This is a genomic window from Nonomuraea sp. NPDC049655, from assembly GCF_044465465.1.
In the GTDB taxonomy this organism is placed as follows: domain Bacteria; phylum Actinomycetota; class Actinomycetes; order Streptosporangiales; family Streptosporangiaceae; genus Nonomuraea.
In genome coordinates this window covers 22,273-40,270 of sequence record NZ_JBITLS010000030.1, presented here as the reverse complement: position 1 = coordinate 40,270, position 17,998 = coordinate 22,273, and the positions used below count along the sequence as shown (strand labels likewise).

The 17,998-nt window shown below is 67.3% G+C and carries 20 protein-coding genes and 2 CRISPR repeat arrays; of the genes, 12 read left to right on the top strand and 8 right to left on the bottom strand.

The genetic code is table 11. The annotated features are described in order from the left end of the window. Positions 1–1,091 (bottom strand): IS256 family transposase (locus ACIBQ6_RS50390; RefSeq protein ID WP_397219596.1); only part of this gene is annotated, 1,091 nt, incomplete at its 3' end. A gap of 138 nt (positions 1,092–1,229) precedes the next feature. Further along, a CRISPR array of direct repeats spans positions 1,230–2,051; the repeat unit is 29 nt; unit sequence GGGACCATCCCCGCGTGCGCGGGGAGCAC. 104 nt (positions 2,052–2,155) lie between these two features. Further along, on the bottom strand, positions 2,156–2,377 hold the full coding sequence (locus ACIBQ6_RS50385; protein ID WP_397219595.1) for a GntR family transcriptional regulator: 222 nt from the start codon (positions 2,375–2,377) through the stop codon (positions 2,156–2,158). Between the two features lie 264 nt (positions 2,378–2,641). On the opposite strand from ACIBQ6_RS50385, the gene ACIBQ6_RS50380 reads away from it, so the two are divergent. Together ACIBQ6_RS50380 and ACIBQ6_RS50375 are read left to right on the top strand one after the other, a co-directional pair. Next, positions 2,642–3,001 carry a hypothetical protein gene (locus ACIBQ6_RS50380; protein WP_397219594.1) on the top strand — a complete coding sequence of 120 codons (360 nt, stop codon included), beginning with the start codon at positions 2,642–2,644 and terminating at the stop codon, positions 2,999–3,001. Positions 3,002–3,028: 27 nt separating this feature from the next. Then, a complete protein-coding gene (locus ACIBQ6_RS50375) occupies positions 3,029–3,358 on the top strand; it encodes a hypothetical protein (protein WP_397219593.1) in 330 nt (109 codons plus the stop codon). A 625-nt stretch (positions 3,359–3,983) separates the two neighbouring features. Here the strand turns inward: ACIBQ6_RS50375 and ACIBQ6_RS50370 are convergent. Together ACIBQ6_RS50370 and ACIBQ6_RS50365 are read right to left on the bottom strand one after the other, a co-directional pair. Continuing rightward, the gene (locus tag ACIBQ6_RS50370) at positions 3,984–4,349 is read right to left on the bottom strand and encodes a hypothetical protein (protein WP_397219592.1); all 366 of its coding nucleotides are present in this window, start codon (positions 4,347–4,349) and stop codon (positions 3,984–3,986) included. A gap of 582 nt (positions 4,350–4,931) precedes the next feature. Further along, complete coding sequence (locus tag ACIBQ6_RS50365) at positions 4,932–5,363, bottom strand: hypothetical protein (RefSeq protein ID WP_397219591.1); 432 nt, start codon at positions 5,361–5,363, stop codon at positions 4,932–4,934. A gap of 171 nt (positions 5,364–5,534) precedes the next feature. On the opposite strand from ACIBQ6_RS50365, the gene ACIBQ6_RS50360 reads away from it, so the two are divergent. The 7 genes from ACIBQ6_RS50360 to ACIBQ6_RS50330 all read left to right on the top strand — a co-directional run bounded on the left by ACIBQ6_RS50360 (position 5,535) and on the right by ACIBQ6_RS50330 (position 12,403). Beyond that, positions 5,535–5,750, top strand: a complete 216-nt coding sequence (locus ACIBQ6_RS50360; RefSeq protein ID WP_397219590.1) for a hypothetical protein — start codon at positions 5,535–5,537, stop codon at positions 5,748–5,750. 6 nt (positions 5,751–5,756) lie between these two features. Then, positions 5,757–6,116: a hypothetical protein gene (locus ACIBQ6_RS50355; RefSeq protein WP_397219589.1), complete on the top strand. Its 360-nt coding sequence runs from the start codon at positions 5,757–5,759 to the stop codon at positions 6,114–6,116. A 376-nt stretch (positions 6,117–6,492) separates the two neighbouring features. Further along, the gene (locus tag ACIBQ6_RS50350) at positions 6,493–6,732 is read left to right on the top strand and encodes a hypothetical protein (protein ID WP_397219588.1); all 240 of its coding nucleotides are present in this window, start codon (positions 6,493–6,495) and stop codon (positions 6,730–6,732) included. 32 nt (positions 6,733–6,764) lie between these two features. Then, a complete protein-coding gene (locus tag ACIBQ6_RS50345; RefSeq protein ID WP_397219587.1) occupies positions 6,765–7,115 on the top strand; it encodes a hypothetical protein in 351 nt (116 codons plus the stop codon). Next, a complete protein-coding gene (locus tag ACIBQ6_RS50340) occupies positions 7,112–9,346 on the top strand; it encodes a cell division protein FtsK (protein ID WP_397219586.1) in 2,235 nt (744 codons plus the stop codon). Before ACIBQ6_RS50345 ends, ACIBQ6_RS50340 begins: the two co-directional genes overlap by 4 nt. Positions 9,347–10,087: 741 nt before the next feature. Next, a CRISPR array of direct repeats spans positions 10,088–10,603; the repeat unit is 29 nt; unit sequence GGGACCATCCCCGCGTGCGCGGGGAGCAC. A 433-nt stretch (positions 10,604–11,036) separates the two neighbouring features. Then, positions 11,037–11,798, top strand: coding sequence for a MerR family transcriptional regulator (locus ACIBQ6_RS50335; protein WP_397219585.1), 762 nt, complete (start codon positions 11,037–11,039; stop codon positions 11,796–11,798). After that, entirely contained in the window at positions 11,795–12,403 is a 609-nt protein-coding gene (locus ACIBQ6_RS50330; RefSeq protein WP_397219584.1) for a hypothetical protein, read from the top strand. Before ACIBQ6_RS50335 ends, ACIBQ6_RS50330 begins: the two co-directional genes overlap by 4 nt. Positions 12,404–12,443: 40 nt before the next feature. Here ACIBQ6_RS50330 and ACIBQ6_RS50325 read toward each other — a convergent pair whose 3' ends face one another. The 3 genes from ACIBQ6_RS50325 to ACIBQ6_RS50315 form a co-directional block, all read right to left on the bottom strand. Then, positions 12,444–13,943, bottom strand: coding sequence for a M28 family metallopeptidase (locus tag ACIBQ6_RS50325; protein WP_397219583.1), 1,500 nt, complete (start codon positions 13,941–13,943; stop codon positions 12,444–12,446). Positions 13,944–14,065: 122 nt separating this feature from the next. After that, entirely contained in the window at positions 14,066–15,007 is a 942-nt protein-coding gene (locus tag ACIBQ6_RS50320; protein ID WP_397219582.1) for a DNA polymerase domain-containing protein, read from the bottom strand. Between the two features lie 33 nt (positions 15,008–15,040). Then, entirely contained in the window at positions 15,041–15,877 is an 837-nt protein-coding gene (locus tag ACIBQ6_RS50315) for a helix-turn-helix transcriptional regulator (protein WP_397219581.1), read from the bottom strand. A 78-nt stretch (positions 15,878–15,955) separates the two neighbouring features. On the opposite strand from ACIBQ6_RS50315, the gene ACIBQ6_RS50310 reads away from it, so the two are divergent. The 3 genes from ACIBQ6_RS50310 to ACIBQ6_RS50300 all read left to right on the top strand — a co-directional run bounded on the left by ACIBQ6_RS50310 (position 15,956) and on the right by ACIBQ6_RS50300 (position 17,495). Further along, entirely contained in the window at positions 15,956–16,720 is a 765-nt protein-coding gene (locus ACIBQ6_RS50310; RefSeq protein ID WP_397154179.1) for an SDR family oxidoreductase, read from the top strand. A 65-nt stretch (positions 16,721–16,785) separates the two neighbouring features. Next, positions 16,786–17,178: a CoA-binding protein gene (locus ACIBQ6_RS50305; protein ID WP_352319836.1), complete on the top strand. Its 393-nt coding sequence runs from the start codon at positions 16,786–16,788 to the stop codon at positions 17,176–17,178. 35 nt (positions 17,179–17,213) lie between these two features. After that, positions 17,214–17,495 carry a hypothetical protein gene (locus tag ACIBQ6_RS50300; protein WP_358289466.1) on the top strand — a complete coding sequence of 94 codons (282 nt, stop codon included), beginning with the start codon at positions 17,214–17,216 and terminating at the stop codon, positions 17,493–17,495. A 2-nt stretch (positions 17,496–17,497) separates the two neighbouring features. On the opposite strand, the gene ACIBQ6_RS50295 is transcribed toward ACIBQ6_RS50300, so the two are convergent. Beyond that, on the bottom strand, positions 17,498–17,980 hold the full coding sequence (locus tag ACIBQ6_RS50295; protein WP_397219580.1) for a hypothetical protein: 483 nt from the start codon (positions 17,978–17,980) through the stop codon (positions 17,498–17,500). Positions 17,981–17,998 lie beyond the last annotated feature (18 nt).

Here is a 17,998-nt window from a genome sequence, read left to right as displayed (position 1 = left end):
ACCGGCAGATCAATCCAAAGGCAGCACGGCCAGTTAGACCACGGGCCAGGACCTCGTCCGGGCGGCACAAGAAGATCCTCACAGTTCGACCAGATCTGTTTCCAGACCTCGCGGGGGAAGGCGGCGAAAGCCAGCAGGTCCTCGCGGGCAGCGTCCAGATGCTCACAGGCGGCCGGATACTTGGCCTCCAACGCGTCGATCACCCAGGCGTGCTGGGTGCGGACCTGCTCGCTGGTGGGCTGGTCGAAGATGGTGCGCACCAGCGTGGCCACCCACGGCTGCGCCGACTTCGGGACGGTGGTGAGCAGGTTGCGCAGGTAGTGGGTGCGGCAGCGCTGCCAGGCCGCGCCCGGCAGGCTGGCACCGATCGCCTCGACCAGGCCGCGGTGCGCGTCGGAGATCACCAGCTGCACCCCGGACAGGCCGCGAGCGACCAGGCCACGCAGGAACGCCAGCCAGCCCGCGCCATCCTCGGCCGAGGTGACCTCCAGCCCGAGGATCTCCCGCTGCCCGTTGGCATTCACGGCGGTGGCGACCAGGACGTGCACGTTGATCGTGCGGCCACCCTCGCGCACCTTCTGCGTCAACGCATCCAGCCACACGAAGGTGTACGGGCCGGCATCCAAGGCCCGGGTGCGGAAGGTCTCGACCTGCTCATCCAGCGTTTTGGCCATCTGGCTGACCTGGCTTTTGGAGATGTGTTTGATGCCGAGCTGCTCGACCAGCCTGTCCACCCGCCGGGTGGAGACCCCCAGCAGGTAGCTGGTGGCCACGACGCTGATCAGCGCCTGCTCGGCACGGCGGCGCCGCTCCAGCAGCCAGTCGGGGTAGTAGGAGCCGGTGCGCAGCTTCGGGATCGCCAGCTCGATCGTGCCGGCGCGGGTGTCCCACTCCCGTCCCCGGTATCCGTTGCGGGAGTTGGTCCGCTCGTCACTGCGCTCGCCATACGGCGCTCCGCACAGGTTGTCGGCCTCAGCCGACATCAACGCCTCGGCCATGGTCTTCACCATGGATCGCAACAGATCTGGATCCCCGGTCTCGAGCTGCTGCGTCAGCCACTGGGCAGGCGTCACACTGTCGTGCACGGCCATCGCTTTGTTCTCCTTCGATCTGATGTCGCAATCACGAAGGATCACGCGATGGCCGTCTCCTTTTCACGACCGCCACGCTTGTGACCAGGTCAAACTCGTACACCACTTCCGTGGACGCAACCGGTCTGGAACCGCATGGGGACCATCCCCGCGTGCGCGGGGAGCACCCGTGGAGGCGTACGTACTCGGCTGCGCCAGGGGGACCATCCCCGAGTGCCCGGGGAGCACCGCCGGATGCCCGAGAGCGAGGTCGCGGAGCTGGGACCATCCCCGCGTGCGCGGGGAGCACGATACCTGCCTCCTTCTGCAGAGGCGAGCCGAGGGACCATCCCCGCGTGTGTGGGGAGCACCAGGCAGTACCGGTGGAGCCTTCCCAGTCGCCGGGACCATCCCCGCGTGCGCGGGGAGCACTCGCGTCACCGGCCTGGTGTTGTTCAATATCGGGGACCATCCCCGCGTGCGCGGGGAGCACTGCACGGTGTCGGAGCCGACGCGCTTCTTGCCGGGACCATCCCCGCGTGCGCGGGGAGCACCTTCGTGCCTTCAGGGGCATGCGGGCAGCGTCGGGACCATCCCCGCGTGCGCGGGGAGCACGGCCGCGGCTGCTCCCACCCGGAGCTGTTCGCGGGACCATCCCCGCGTGCGCGGGGAGCACGTGACGCGCGCCCAGGCGCGGCTGATCCGTCCGGGACCATCCCCGCGTGCGCGGGGAGCACATCTCGTCTTCGCGTTCGGTGCCGATCGCGTAGGGACCATCCCCGCGTGCGCGGGGAGCACATCTCGTCTTCGCGTTCGGTGCCGATCGCGTAGGGACCATCCCCGCGTGCGCGGGGAGCACCCCTGATGCCTGGTCGGAGAATCCGCTGTGCGGGGACCATCCCCGCGTGCGCGGGGAGCACTAAAGAGGGGGTGCCTTATGGCCCTGTGTTCTGGGACCATCCCCGCGTGCGCGGGGAGCACACTCGATGACCTGCATCGTTAGCGCTCACGGATGCCAGAATCGAGCACTTTCAAGAATTGAGACATTTGGGACACAGGCAAGGGCCAACGTCGGCGCGGCGAACTTAGCTAGAGGACGGCGGTGTGGACCGTAGGCCGAGTTCGGTTACAAAGCTCCCCATGCCGGGTTCCGTCCTGATGAATCCGTCTTTGCGCAACGCTCTGTGGACCTTCTGGCCAGTCGCCGTGGCGATCCCGTAGAGCTGCTGGAGTCTCAGGACAGACGGCACCTGGTCTCCAGGCGCAAGCTCGCCACTCTCGATCTTGCCTTTGAGGTCGTCGTACACCTGAACCCAGCGGGGAATGCCGGGCTTCCACTCCAACTCGTGATCAGCCACAAGCACACGCTAGGCAGGGCATAGCGTGGCAAGCGAGATACACCATGCCTGGTGAGCTATAGCATGGTGTAGTACAGTGGCGCTCATGAACGGTCCGCAGGCTCGACCGCACATGCCCTCCATGCTCAGCCGAGCGCCAATCCTGGACACACGCCTCACCGGCCACGTCAACCACTGCGCCACTGGCGGTCACTTCTGGGCGGGACGCCAGCCATGAAGCACATCTCACGAGTGCTGCTGAATGACATTGCCGACCTGCGCGCCAAGGGACTGAGTCCGGGCCAAATAGCCAGGGAAATTGGCGCAAATATCGACACCATCACCGAGGCCATCAAACGCATCGACCGAAGGGTCTCGCCGAAGCGGGCAAAGCCGACGGCATTGCCGCAGCAGCCGCCGGGGCGTGACGTGGCGGACCGCTTGGGAAAGCACGATGCAGCCCAGCCAGCGTTGTCGCGAGTCGAGTTCCTCGACCGTTTCGACCTGAATGTTGATGACATACGTGACGGACACAACGCTACCGCGCTGTGGCACATCTACTTGGATTCTCGCGCTCGGGCGCGCGGATATTGATCACAGAAGTAGAGGAAATTAGATCAATTGGACGACAAAGACGATTCTTCCAGAGAGCGGCACCCGGAGCTTGTTGCAGTGAGACGTGCCTACGAGAAGGCTGATGCGGCGCTCCAAGATATAGGAGACGCCGAGCAGGCATATCAGATGGCAACGCAACTAGCAGACTGCCTACGAGAACTGGCCGATGCTGCCGCTTTAGCACGCGCTAAGTCGGCCGCACGACTGCGCCGCTCGGGCAACCTGTCGATTGCCGGCCTGGCAACCAAGCTTGGCCTATCCAAGTCCCGTGCCGGCCAGCTTCTTCGGGCAGCAAGTGAATGCATGGAGGGGAAGACAAATGGGAATCACCGCTAGGCGCGAATACATCACCAGCAACACGTCACCAGTAACCGCGTATCACCTGGGCTGCGATGTCTGGGCTGTCTCCGATATCCCTCATACCACTCTCGACGGGATATCAGCTTTGCGATATATGCTGCTCTACGAGTCACATAAGAGCCTGTACCGCGAGGACTGCCTACTTGCCGACGCGCACAAAGTAATGTTCGAGCTGCGAGCGACTCTCATACAGACGGCACAGAAGGTCAGCAACCGCGAGCTTGCCACGCACGTCGAACAAGTAGGATTCCTTCTCGCCATGGCACAGCTGATATTGAATGACGCACCACACAACGACTTTCCCAGCAGCCATACCTGTGCACAACAAGAAGACAGCAATTCGGTTTTTACATGTGCGAAGTGTCTACGCTACTTGCTACAGGGATTGGGAGCGGCAGCCTTCAGGCAGCAAGATGCCCACCAGTAAATTGAGGGGTCCCCACGGCCAGCATCCTGCGGACATCATCCTGCTGTAGGCGCTTGATTGACCCATCCCTGGCGCAGAGAGTACTCTTCGCCCGGTCCAACGCCTTCCTGCTGGTCCGATGTCAGACCTGAGGACCTCATCTGTCTGTCGGCAAGCCTTCCCACCTGCCGTGGCTTAGATGTCAGCGACAAGGGAAATGCGAAGCTCCAGATAATTGTCTGTAACCGCGGCACGTACCGTTGTGACACCCTGGCTCGTTGTTTCGGCCGGTAGCGGTGTGGCGTTGAGAGCCTCACTCCACGCCTCGAAGTCCCTGCGTCGCTGATCGCGATCATCAGCGTCACAAGTGCCGGTGAGGGCTTCGCTCGCGGGGTCGCTGTGGATCGCCCAGCTGATCACCGGCAGATCTTCATTCAGTGTTCGCGCCAGCAGCCCTTTCAGAGCTTCTATGGCTCTCTGCTGCAGATGCAGATGATCCTTACGAGCTTTCTCGGCTTGCGCCTGCAGGCCAAGGTTTTCTAGCCTCTCCTCATCTTGCACTCCTCTTACCTCCGTTTCTGCCTAGTTCGTTAGCGAGCGTTTTGCCCTTCAGGGAGCGTTATTGGCTCCTGTCCATGCTCGTGGTCATACATCCCTGCGAGTGCTGACCGGAACGCCGAAAGATGGTCCGGCCACCTTCCACACAGCGCCGACCGGGCGGCAGAGTCCGTTTGCAGAAGGAACTGCAAGTGTCGAAGCCCATGCATGAGTACATCGATGTACCGCGGGATGGGTGCTTCCGTCGCTTCAACCGGGATCGGCTTGCCTACCGCGTCCGGCAAGGCCGGACTGATGGGCGCTGCACTCTTCCACTTATCCCGGACGAACGCGTTGCACCCGATCACGGCGACATAGGTGAGAACTACTGCGGTATCTTCCGCTCGCCATGAAGTCGAATGCAACAGCTTGACTCCATCTGCAGCGTCGTTCGCGGACAGAAGGTCTGTGACGGCAGTATGCGGATCGCTGTCCTGTCGAACGGCGTCGGAACGCCATGCGTCCTTTCCGCTTACCAGCCAAAGCCCGATGTCGTCTGCCGATACTGGCCAGACTTCAACGATTACCTCTGTCCGCTCGCTCACCCTAGTTTCCCTTCGTTGTTCCGTCTTGGGTGTCGGAGTCTTCGGCTTTTTTTGCGGCTAGCCGGGATGCATGCGCCGCTGATATCGCAACTTTCGTTAGACCGAGCGAGACGCGTTCATCCCGTTCGTTTCGAGCCCTGGTGTCCTTGGCTGTTTTGATCAGCTGAGCTGCGCGTGCTTTCGATACCCCGATGCGGTCGGCAAGTCCAGCCAACGACATCTCCTCTTGCTCGAAGATACGGGCCGCTGAAAGTGCTCTTTGATTTCCGGAGGTCTCAAAGAGACGTCTCAGCGTTTCCACCAGCTCCGTTGCGCCGTTGTACGCCCGGTTGTGGTCGGTATCCGCATCAATCGCCATAAGCGCTGCATCGAAAGAGCGTTCGAGGTCAGCCAGCGCGGACAGTACCGCCTCGCTCACGCCTTCCTTAGCCATGCGCGCCAGCGTACGCGGTCCGGACAGGGGGGACTATACCCAACTCGTGCAGCCCCCCCTTGACGGTCGTGTAGGGGGGCCTGTACGGTGCTTCGTGTAGGGCCCCCTACACGGCACCTCGCCAGGGGTCCGCAGATGAAGCCACCGATGACGGACAGGAGGTGATCAACAGTGATCGGTCTCGAAGAGGCACGACTCTCCCGCTTGATCACGCTTCTCCGCACCGTGGCGGAACTGCTGGACAACGCCACGGACGGGCTGAACTCCGGTGTTCTCATCGCCACGGTGCTGCTGCTGGTGGTCATCGCGCTTCACGCCATGGCCGACGCGCTGGAGACCTGCCCGGACGCGCTCACTGTCTGCCGCGCACGATTCGAAAGGAGCTGATCTCCGATGATGTACGGCACGTTTCCCGACGGTCACCGGGCTCGCCTCATCGAAGGGCTTCACGCTCTGGCGAGCTATCTGGAAGCTCGACCGGAGCTGCCCGTCCCGCACGCGTCCAAGGTCGCCGTCAGTGTCCTGTTCGGCACCGATGAGGAGAAGAAGGCCGAGATCCAGCACATCGCGCGCTTGATCGGTTCGGACCTCCACCTCAGCGACCCGGACCAGGGCCACTGCAGCGCCGCGACGTGTTTCGGCCCGGTCGAGTACAGCGTCACCGCAATCATGGACGCCGGCATGGCACGGTGGGATGCCTGGTGGTCCTACCGCGACTCCATCAGCCCCGATCTGCCTCCACCGGGGGCGTGAGTGGACATCCCACTCTTGATCGTCACCCTCGCACTGGCGTCAGCGCTGGTCGTGCTCATGGTGTTCGTGGTCCTGGCGTGCGGTATCCGCCGCGCTGACCGCCGGCAGGACCCGTTCAGCGATCCCCGTTCGGAAGTCAAGCACGTGACTCGGTCCGTGCTCATCTACGCCCGCCGCAAGGAGGGCCCTCAGAGGGCCACGCCCCTCCCCCACCAGGACGGATCTGGAAGGAGGTGATCACTGCTGCGCACTATCCCGCTGACCCGTGGGTGCCCCTGTGGTGCCGTGCTGGAGTCCGGTAGCAAGCGCTGCGTCAAGTGCCGTGCCCGTTCCCGCTGGCGCCGCCGCAAGGCCCGCCACGACGGCATCTGATCCGGTGTTCGTCCACATCCAACGCCTTGGCCTGGAAGGGGGTGATGACACTTTGACCGTCTCGATCCCCCTGGTGGTGCTGCTCGGTGTGGCCATGGTGCTGGCCGTGCGATACCTGAAGCTGCGCCTGGGGATGGCCCTCGTCTGCGCCGTGTTCGGCTATCTGCTGGCCGCAACCACGCTGGCCCCTGAGATCGACCGCGCCCTACGCGCGTTCCTGGGCTGGATCACATCCGGTTCCTGACCTGTTCATCGACCGAAGAAGGTGATGCCTCAGTGACCTACCGACTTCCCTACCCTGACTCCGATCTTCAGGAGGTCCTGGACCGCAACGACACCGCCCGCGAACTTCTCGCCAACTTCGCCCGTTCCACCTCCCCCCTCGCCGACCTCTGGCAGCTCATCACCGCTGCCCTTCAGGACACGCCCGTTCTAGTCGCCGAGATCTATCGGCTCCGAACCGACATCAGCAGGATGCGACTACACCGCGCGAGCCTGATCGCAGCCATGCGAGCCGCTCTCAGCGCCGCCGCGGACGGCGAGCCCGACCCTCTGTCCTACCTGTGTGACGAGCTTGCCGAGCAGGCCGGCTCTCTCGCGCCAGCCAGGAAGGACGGCGGCTCATGACACAGCCCCAGTCCGGCCCCGAACACACGCCTGATCGCTCCTTCACTGCCCCGCTCTCGGGGTTTATCTGGTCAGGTCCGCCTGACCAGGACTCGGCTGACAGTGCCGGTGCTCGTCCCAGACAGGACGACGACCAGGGCCCGGAAGAGGACGCGTTTTTCGATCGAGAGTCGGTTCCTGAAGATCGATCAGCGACCGGGCCGCCGGTTGATCCGCCCGACGATGGCACGCCCCCTGACCGGTCACAGACCGGTCAGGGGCGCGCCCCCATCGTCCCGCCATGGATGCGCACGAGCGCCGGTCGACGCGCGATGCTCGCCTGGTGGGCAAGGGATGCCGCCTACGTGCTCGGGTACCACTCGGTTCGCCTGCCCAAGTACGCAGTCAAGGCGGGGATGTATGCACCGGTCGGGTTCGTTTCCGGAATTGCCCGCGTGCTGCGGTGGGCGAGCGCTGAAGAGGGCAACCACGCGCTGCGGCAGGCCGCCGCAGACCGCAACGACCCTGCGACGTGGCTGAAGCTGGACAAGCAAAGAGAGCGGCAAGCGCGCTGGCGCTGGTCGATCCTGCTGCTGGTGTGCCTGCTGGCGGGGGCATCGATTGCGACCCTGCTCGCACTGGACGTGACGATGCCGGACTGGGCATGGCCGGCGGTGCTCGCCATATTGATGCCCATCCTGGCGCGTGCCGGACGTCCGCCCGACAAGCCGATCACTGACCACGTCACCCATGGGCCGCGCTATCGCAAGCTCACCGCCGATCTGGTCAGGCGCGCCCTGCTCAGCATCGGCCTACCAGCGATCAACCAGGCCGTCGCCAAGGATCAGCACGCGATCAGCTTCCCCACCGAGATCCACCGCGACGGCGCCGGACACCTGGCCATCGTGGATCTGCCCTTCGGTGTGGAAGCCGCCGCCGTGGTCGCACGGCGGACGCGACTCGCCTCCGCCATGCGACTGCCACTGGACCAGGTCTGGCCAGAGACCGCCCAGGGCCATCCTGGACGGCTGTCGCTGTGGGTCGGCCATCAACCGGCCAGCAAGATGCCAGCGCCGCCCTGGCCACTGCTGAAGAGCGGCAGCGTGGATCTGTTCAAGTCGTTCCCGCTCTTCGTCACCGCGCGCATGGAGATCGTCAATGCAATTCTGATCTTCCGAAACTGGTTGATCGGCGGGCAGCCCGGTTCAGGCAAGACGTTCCTTCTGCGGCTACTGGTGCTGGCCGCCAGTCTCGACCCGCGTGCCGAGATCAGGGGTTATGCACTCAAGGGGGTCGGCGACTTCGCGGTAGTCGAACCGGTCTGCGCCGAGTACGGCGACGGCCAGGACGATGCCACGATCGGCAGGGCCGCCGCCCTGGTCAAATGGCTGTATCACACCGAGTGCCGGCAACGCGCAGAGAAGATTGCCCACTATCACGCGCTCGGCATGGCCCCGGAGAACAAGGTCACGCCCGAGCTGGCCTCAAAAAGAGGATCGGGGCTACATCCGCTGGTGATCTTCCTCAACGAGGCCCAAGAATTGTTCCAGCACAAGGACTACGGTGTTGAAGCCGGAGAGCTGTGCGAAAAGGTGATCAAGCTTGGACGTGCGCTCGGCGTGATCCTCCTGTTGGACACCCAGATCCCGGACAAAGACAGTCTGCCCACTGGGATCACGCGCAACGTCAACACGCGCGTGTGCATGTCGGTCCGCGATCAAGTCGCCAATGACATGATCCTAGGCACCGGAATGTACAAGGCAGGATACCGGGCGACCGTGTTCGAGCCGGGCGACGACACCGATCCGGGGGATGCCGGCTGGGGCGTGGTCGTCGGCGTAGGCAAGCCAGGTCCTCGTCGCAGCTTCGAGGTCAATGCCCTACAGGCCAAACAGGTGATCGCACGGGCGATCGAGATGCGGGTTGCAGCAGGCACCATGCCCGAACGCAACACTCAGCCCCGGCATGAACCATCCGCTGACGATCTGCTGGCCGATCTCGCACAGGTCTGGCCGGCCGCGGAAGAAGCCGCATGGAACGCCATCCTGTGTGAGCGGCTGGCCAAGCTGAGGCCGGAGGTCTACGGCGGGTGGCGCTCCGAACAGCTCACCAGCGCTCTAAAGCCCCACGGGGTCAAGGTACGGCCCATCGGCCGCCGTATCGACAGCAAGAAGCACACCAGACGCGGCATCTACCGCGCCAATCTCGATCAAGCCATTACGGAACGTCACCAAATCCGTCCCGCCGAGTAGGCGTGAGGGGTGCTTCCGGAAGCAGGGTCACTGCTTCCGGAAGCACCCCTGCTAGCACCTCAAAGGCTTCGCGGACCAGGCATGTAGCAGGTTGCGGCTCGACCACCGACCAACTCCGAAGCCCTCAGGAGGTGGTTCATGCACACAGACACGCTGATTGCTTCCACAGCGATCGCCTTCCCGACCCTACTCACTCTCCGTTATGCAATCCTCTGCTACGTCCGCCCGTTCCGAGAACACCGCCGATGTCGTGGCACCGGCCGCATCGCCTACCCGTTCGGCCTCGCCGGCTGGCGCTTCTGCCCTCGCTGCAACGGCACCGGCCTACGCCTCAGGATCGGCCGCCGCCTCTGGAGCCACGTCCGCCGATTCCACCGTGACGGCACGCGATGAGCTCCCAATGAGTGAACCGGGGCAAGCAAAGGAAGCGATGCGTCTGAAGGGCACACAGAGTGCAGGAGATAGCCGAACTACTAGGTGGAGGCCGAGACAAGATCTACCAACTCATCAGAGCTCGCCAGCTTCAGAGCATCAAGATCGGGTGTCCACGTACTGACCGAGCTGCATTGGGCCAGGGCAACAGAACGCCTCGCATCGGAAGACCGATTCCACTGCATCTCGCCAGAGAACCCCTGCGTGCGTTGGAAACACAGCGCCACGTCCCCTGTCCACAGCTGGGCTTGGAATCACCCCTACGTGCGTGGAGAGCGCAGTTCCCTTAGAGGCCGATAGACCGTCATGGGCACCATCCCCGCGTGCACGGGGAGCACGCGTGTCCGAACCGGGTGAAACCGGCATGGCCGGGACCATCCCCGCGTGTGCGGGAAGCACCCGTCAGAGACGGTGCAGCGCTGGCCCCCGTTGGGACCATCCCACGTGCGCGGGGAGCACACCAGGCCGGTGCGGCGGCCCTCCTCCTGGTCGGGACCATCCCCGCGTGCGCGGGGAGCACCTTGGTTACGGTGATGGTCGTGCCGAAGATCCGGGACCATCCCCGCGTGCGCGGGGAGCACGTCTTGGAAGAGACGGCAGTACAGGCACTCTGGGGACCATCCCCGCGTGCGCGGGGAGCACCTCGGCCTGCCTCGGATGTAAAGGAGCAGGTCGGGACCATCCCCGCGTGCGCGGGGAGCACGCCACGGACAAGCAGACGGCGGCGCTGATGATGGGACCATCCCCGCGTGCGCGGGGAGCACCTGAGCACGCGCCTGGAGCTGTCCCTCCGGGCGGGACCATCCCCGCGTGCGCGGGGAGCACTCTCGATGACCTGCATCATTAGCGCTCACGGATCCCAGAATCAGCACTTTCGAGAATTGGGACATTCGCGACACCGGCCAGGATAGGCGTCAGCGGGGCAAACTCGTCATGGGTTAACCACCGAATGTAGGGTCTCTCTGCGCCTTAGCAGCGGGAGCCGCTCACGACGTGGCGATTGAAGAGATCGCCCGCATCGTTGGCCACTCGTCAACGCACGTGACCGAGACCGTCTACCGGCAAGAGATCAGGCCGGCCCTGACCAGGGGCGCGGTCGTAATGGACAAGATCTTCAAACCGCAAGCCGGGTAGAGCAGTGGCTCCCCGTCTGGCTCCCAAAGATCAACACAGACCCCCGATGCCCCCTCCGACCAGTCAGAGAGCCGGAACCCCACCGGCTTGACCTTGACGCGACGTCAAACTGTTCAATGAGGGCATGCGGATCGGCGAGTTGGCCGCGCTGGTCGGGGTTTCCACCCGTACCGTGCGCTACTACCACCACCTGGGAATCCTGCCCGAGCCTGAACGTCTTCCCAACGGCTACCGGGAGTACCGGCTGCGCGACGCCGTACGGCTGGCGCGGGTGCGGCATCTGGCCGGGCTCGGGTTGTCGCTGGAGGAGTTGCGGGACGCGCTGGCCGACGACCGGGGCGTGGACTTCCGGGAGGCGTTGCAGGAGCTGGACGCCGACCTGGCCAGGCAGCAGGAGGCCATCGCGGCGCAGCGGGCCCGGCTGGCGGCGTTGCTCGCGCAGCCCGGCCTGAGCCCGGAGTCGATGATGTCCCCCGACGCGGCGGCCGTGCTGCGTGACCTGGGCGGCGGCGGGTCGGCCTTCGGGGCGTTGGACCACGAGCTGCTCACCCTGGCCACCATGTTGTCCGACGAGGAGGGCCAGGCGGGCCTGGCCGAGCTGATGCGCCCGATGACCGAGCCGGGCGCGCTCGCCGCCGGGCACGAGCTGTACCGGCGGCTGGACGAGCTGGCGGACGCGCAGGCCGGGGACGAGCGGATCGGGCCGCTCGCCGCGGACATGGCCGCCCACATACCGGACGAGCTGGCCGGGATGGTGCCCTCCGGCCCGGGGGCCGACCTGTCCTGGATGGAGACGATGGTCGGCGAGTTGTCGCCCGCGCAGGCGGAGGTGCTCCGGCTGCTGTTCACCACACTCACGGAGACCGACGCCAAGGAGAAGACGTGATGATAAGCGTGGTGCGCGCGGTCCTCAGGTTCGAGCTGGCGGGGCTGACCAGCGTGGCCCTGTGGGCGGCCCGGCGGCGGCACGGCGTCCCGGCGGGGGCGACCGCCGTGTCGTACGCCAAGGAGCAGGCGTTCACCCTGGGCCTGTTCATGTTCGCGATGGTCGTCGAGACGGCGGTCGTGGACCTGCTGCTGGTGGTGAACGACGTGCCGGCGGCGATCCGCGTGCCGGTGCTGGTCGGCGACCTGTACAGCCTGCTGTTCGTGGTCCTCATGGCCGCCGCCTCCGTCACCAGGCCGCACGTGGTCACCGAGGACGAGCTGCGCGTCCGGTACGCCGCCTACTTCGACCTGCGCGTGCCGCGCGACCTCATCGCCTCCGTCCGGACCGTCCAGAACTACAACGAGGCGGGGCTGATCAACGTGGACGGCGGCCGGCTGGGCGTCGCGGTCGCGTCCAGGACGAACGTGACGGTGGAGCTGACCGAGCCGGTCGTCGCGGTGCGGCCGCTCGGCGGGCGGGCCGAGGTCACCTCGATCCGCTTCTTCGCCGACGACCCCGCCGCCGCGGTCGCCGCCCTGCGCTCCCCGAGCCGTACACGCTGAGGGATCCCGGGCGGGCGGCGACCCGCCCGGGATCGCCTGCTCAGCGTGCCGACTGCGAAGTGAGCGCGGTCTTCGCGGCGGCGGCGGTCCGCGGCGGGATGCCGTTCAGGTTGAAGGCGAACCTGGCCGTGGAGTCGGCCACGGCGTCGGCGTCCACGTCGAGCGCGGTCGCGTTGATGTTGGCGATCGTGTCGCACGCCTGGTGGTAGCAGGAGTCGTAGGGCTGGCCCGCGACGCCGCCGAACAGCGCGGCCTCCTCCGCCGTCTTGATGCCCTCGGCGCCGGTGAAGATGCCGCCCGCGGGGATGCCGACCGCGATGAACGGCCCGTAGTCGGAGCGTCCGTCGAAGTCGGTGCCCACGGTGGGCAGGTGGCGGGAGGCGTAGAAGTCGGCGAGCTGCCGCTCGATCTGCGCCGATCCGGGCGGACCGGCCGGCGAGCCCTGGCCGTCGGAGTCGTCGCCGTCGTACAGCTTGTACGCGTAGTTGGGCGAGGCGACCATGTCGAAGTTCAGGTAGACCCTGATCCGGTCGCGCTGGGCCTGGGACAGCTTCTCGACGTACTGGTCGGAGCCGAGCAGGCCGATCTCCTCGGCGGCCCAGAACGCGAAGCGCACCTTGTTCTTGACCGGGAAGAGCGCCATCTCCTCGGCCACTTCGAGGATGGTCGCGCTGCCCGAGCCGTTGTCGTTGATGCCGGGGCCGACGGTCACGCTGTCGAGGTGCCCGCCGACCATGACGACGTTGCGCGGGTCGCCGAACCGGGACTCGGCGATCACGTTGTCGTTGGTGCCCAGGACGAGGTTGGCGTCGACCTTGAGCCGCACGGTCGGCGAGCCGGTGGCCAGCTCGTTGCCGACGGCGAAGTCGGCGAAGACCATGGGCACGTTCGCCCGCCACTCGCCGATGTCCAGCGGGAACGCGTCGGTCCGGCCCGGCTGGCCCTCGTTGAACACGATGATCCCGGACGCGCCGGCCCGGCCCGCGTTGCGGATCTTCTGGGCGAAGGCGCAGGTGCCGCGCTGGATGAGCGCGATGCGCCCGGCGACGAACCCGGCGAAGTCCGACTCCTCGCAGCCGCTGGTCGAGGTGGGCGTCGGGGTCGGGGGCAGGGTCAGGTCCACGCCCTGGACCTGGGCGGTCACGTCCCCGGCGGGTGAGGGCTGGAAGGAGTAGAAGTCCTCGTTCGGCACGTACGACTTGGCGTCCGGCGCGGTCCGGTTGAGCGTGGGCGGGCTGTTCTCGGTCCAGCTCTCGACGAAGTTGATCGGCTGGAACGTGACCTTGTAACCGGCCTTGCGCAGCTTGCCCGCCACGTAGTCGCGGGAGGCGTTGTAGCCGGGTGTGCCGGCGGCGCGGGTGCCGCCGTTGGCGTTGGCGATGGATTGGAGTGCTTCCAGGTGCTTCTTCACGTTCTCGCCCTTGACCTGCTTCACCAGCAGCTTGGCGAAGACGTCGTCGAGCGGGCCCGCGCTCGCCGGGACCGCCATGGCGACGGGTAAGGCGAGAGCGGCGACCAAAGCGATGATGATTCTGCGCATGCAGGCTCCCCTAGGAGTGAGATGCGGAGAAATCCCCCGAGCCGCAATGATTCGCAAGGTAGCCCGTCGAAGCAGCCCTGAGAAGGTCTACCGGCCTACGCCAATGCGTCAATATCCGGACACTACGACGACTCGGCACGCCGGGCGCGGGCGCGACGCTTGCCCTCGTGCATCGCCTGGACGCGGGCCACCGGGATGGTGTGCCCCTCCGTGACCAGGTCAGCGGGCAGCTCGCGCGGCTCCGGCATGAGCTCGGCCCACGGGTCGCGCCCGCCGAGCAGCCCGGCCGCGTTGTGGATGGTGAAGTCGGCGGGCACGACCCGGTCGAGCTCGTCCCAGGGGACGGGGAACGAGACCGGCACGCCCGGCCGCACCCGCGGGCTGTAGGCCGACACGACCGTCGCGCCGCCGGCCCTGGTGGAGTCGATGAACACCTTCCCCGCGCGGTCGTCCCTGATGAAGGCCGTCGTGGCCAGCGCCGGGTCGAGCCGCTCGGCGCGGGCGGCCAGGGCCCGGGTGGCCGCGGCCAGGTCGTCCATGGCGGTGCCCGGCGGGACGGGGACGAACACGTGCACGCCCTTGGCGCCGCTGGTCTTGACCGCGCCCGCCAGCCCGGCGTCGGCGAGCGCCTGGCGGACGAGGTGGGCGGCCCGTACGGCGAGCGGGAAGGAGTCGTCGCCCCCGGGCGGGTCGAGGTCGAGGATCATGTGCGTGGGCCGGCCGTCCAGGAACAGCGCCGGGTGGTACTCGACGGCCCGCTGGTTGGCGAACCAGAGCAGGGTGCGCCGGTCGTCGCACAGCGCGTACGACACCTGCCTGCGGGACGCCTCGGCCCACACACTGACCGTCCTGATCCAGGAAGGGGCGTATTTGGGCAGGTTCTTCTGCATGAAGGGTTCCTGGCCCGGCCGTACCCGCAGCACCGACAGCGCGCGCCCGCGCAGCGCCGGGACGATGCGGTCGGCGACCGCGTCGAGGTAGTCGACCAGGTCGCGCTTGGTGGCGCCGGACCCGTCGAACAGCGGCTGGTCGAGGTTGGTCAGGGCGACGTCATCGGCGGTCACCCGCCCCACGATGCCCACTGGCCCGCGCCCGGGTCAACCACGGCCGGACCGGGCGAGTTCCCGCGAGGAGCCGATCTCCTCCCGCAGCCGGGCGACCACGCGGCCGGTGTCCGAGTCCGGGTCGGCCGTGTACATGACGATCGCCAGGTCGGGCTGGCCCGGCACGGCCAGGGTCTCGTACCCGAACTCCAGCTCGCCCAGCTCGGGGTGGCGCAGGCGCTTGGTCCCGTACGTCTTCTCGGCGACCCCGTGCTCGGCCCACAGGCGGACGAAGTCGGGGTCGGCCGACAGCTCGGCGACCAGGTCGGCCAGCAGCGGGTCCTCCGGGTGGCGGCCGGCGTACAGCCGCAGGTACGCGACCGTGTCGGCGGCCACCTCGGCCCAGTCGGGGTAGAGGGTGCGCGTGTGCGGCGCCAGGAACACCTGGAGGAGCTGGTTGCGCCGGCCGTCCGGGACGCCGGCGAAGCCGCTGACGCGGTCGGCCAGCGCGTTCCAGGCCAGCACGTCCATCCGGGGCCCGAGGACGAACGCGGGCATGCCGTCGGCCAGGTCGAGCAGCCTGCTCAGTCCGGGCCGCAGGACGGGCCGGCGCACGTGCCTGGCCGGTCGGAGCAGGTCGCGCAGGTGGGCGCGTTCGGTGTCGTCCATGCGCAGGACCCGGGCGACGGCGTCGAGCACGGCGTCGGAGACGTTCTGGACGCGTTCCTGCTCCAGGCGGATGTAGTAGTCGACGCTCACGCCGGCGAGCAGCGCGACCTCCTCGCGCCGCAGGCCGCTGACCCGCCGCCGCCCCGACGTGGGCAGCCCGGCGTCCGCCGGATGGATCCGGGCCCGACGAGAACGGAGAAACTGCCCCAAATCACCTTCCACCGCTTCAGGGTAGTACCGCCGTTACCAGGAAAAGCCGTGCGCTGGGTAAGTCCGTGCGGCTCGGCCAGGGTGAGAGCCATGACGAACTACGAGAACCTCTCGGGCCGCATCGCCGTCGTGACCGGAGCCGCCAGCGGCATGGGCGAGGCCACGGCCCGCCTGCTGGCCGCCAACGGCGCCAAGGTGGCCCTGCTCGCCCGCCGCGCCGACCGGCTGGCCGAGCTGGCCGCCAAGATCGACGCCGACGGCGGCACCGCGCTGCCCGTCACCGTGGACGTCACCGACGACGCGAGCGTGGCCGCCGCCGTGGAGGTCGTCCACACCGGGCTGGGCCGGGCCGACCTGGTCGTCAACGCGGCCGGCGTGATGCTGCCCAACCCCGTCCAGGACGGCCGCCTCGACGAGTGGACGCGCATGCTGGACACCAACGTCGCCGGCGTGCTCCGCGTCACCGGCGCCTTCGCCGCCGACCTGCTGGCCGCCGCCGACGCCGGACGGACGGCCGACCTGGTCAACATCTCCTCGATCGGCGCGCACGTCACGTTCCCCAACTACGCGGTCTACGGCGCGACCAAGGCGGCGCTGACCCACCTGTCGGCCTCGCTGCGCCCGGAGTTCGGCCCGCGGGGCGTGCGCGTGACCAACCTCGAACCCGGCCTGACCGCGACCGAGCTCGGCGACCACATCGACAACGCCGAGCTGGGCGCGCAGCTCGCCGGGATGTTCGAGGCGTTCACCCCGCTGACCGCCGACGAGATCGCCGACCTCATCGGCTACACGGTCAGCCGGGCCCGGCACGTCAACCTGCGCCAGGTGGTCGTGCTGCCGACCGCCCAGGCGTAGGCGGGAAGCCCGCGCGCGTCCGGCGTGTTGACGCCTGCATGGACGATCGTTTCGCGGATCAGCGCGTGATCAGGCAGCTGCTGCACGAGGCCGGGACGTGGGTGTTCGTGGGGCTCGGCGACGACCCGCAGCGCACGGCCTACGACCAGGCCCAGCGCATCCAGGCGCGGGGCAAGAAGATCATCCCGGTCCATCCGGCGGGCCGGCCGGTCCTGGGCGAGCCGGGCTACACGTCGCTGGCCGAGGTGCCGGTCAAGCCCGACGTGGTGGCGGTCTACCGGCGTTCGGAGTTCGCCGGCCAGGTCGTGGACGAGGCCATCGCGGCCGGCGCGAAAGCGGTGTGGCTGCCCATCGGCGTGATCGACGAGGCGGCCGCCCAGCGCGCCCTCGACGCCGGGCTCGACGTCGTCATGGACCGCTGCCCCGCGGTGGAATGGGCGTTGCGCCGCAATCCCTGATCGCGAGGTACGGTGCGGTGAGGGAGGGCGGATCCATGGAAGACGACCACATCACCACGATCGGCACATGCTTCGCGTGCAAGCGCACGTTCCCTTACACCACCGCGAACGTCACCATGATCACCATCGACCCGGAGACCGGCCTGCCTCCGGACCGGACGGTGCTCGGCACCCAGCGTGAGCCGGCCCCGGAGGCCCTGGCCCGGTCGGTGCCCGAGCCCGTCTGCCCCGACTGCTTGACCAGGGCACGCGAGTTCAAGGAGCGCATGAGCTCCCCCGCGCCGTTCGAGACCTGGCGCCGGCCCGGCCCGAACTGACCTCAGCCGGCCGGCGGCCGGGCGCTCCCGGCGCACAGCTCCTGGTAGGCCAGCGCCAGCAGGGTCACCACCGCCGTGCCCGCGGCGGGCCCCACGACGAGCGCCGCCGACAGCTCGCCCGCGTGCCAGCCCGCCGCCGTGATCGCCGCCGACGTCAGCACCGTGACGCCGAACGTCGCCGCCCACAGCGGCAGCAGCCGCAGGTAGGCGAACACCAGCGGGAACGCCGCCCACACGAACGGCGCCGCCGCCACCGCGAGCACGGCCCAGCACGCGGTCACCAGCCCCAGCCACACCCGCCCGAGCATCGGCCGCGGCGGGCCGCCCTGGATCACCTGACCCAGGCCGTAGAGCAGCCCGAGCAGCACGCCCCCGGCGGCCTCGGCGGACCGCTCCTCGCCCAGCACGGCCACCACCGCGCTCGCCAGCGACGCCCAGAAGGCGCCGTGGACGGACCACCTGAGCAACCGCAATACGGAAGACATCCACGGAAAGTCCATAAC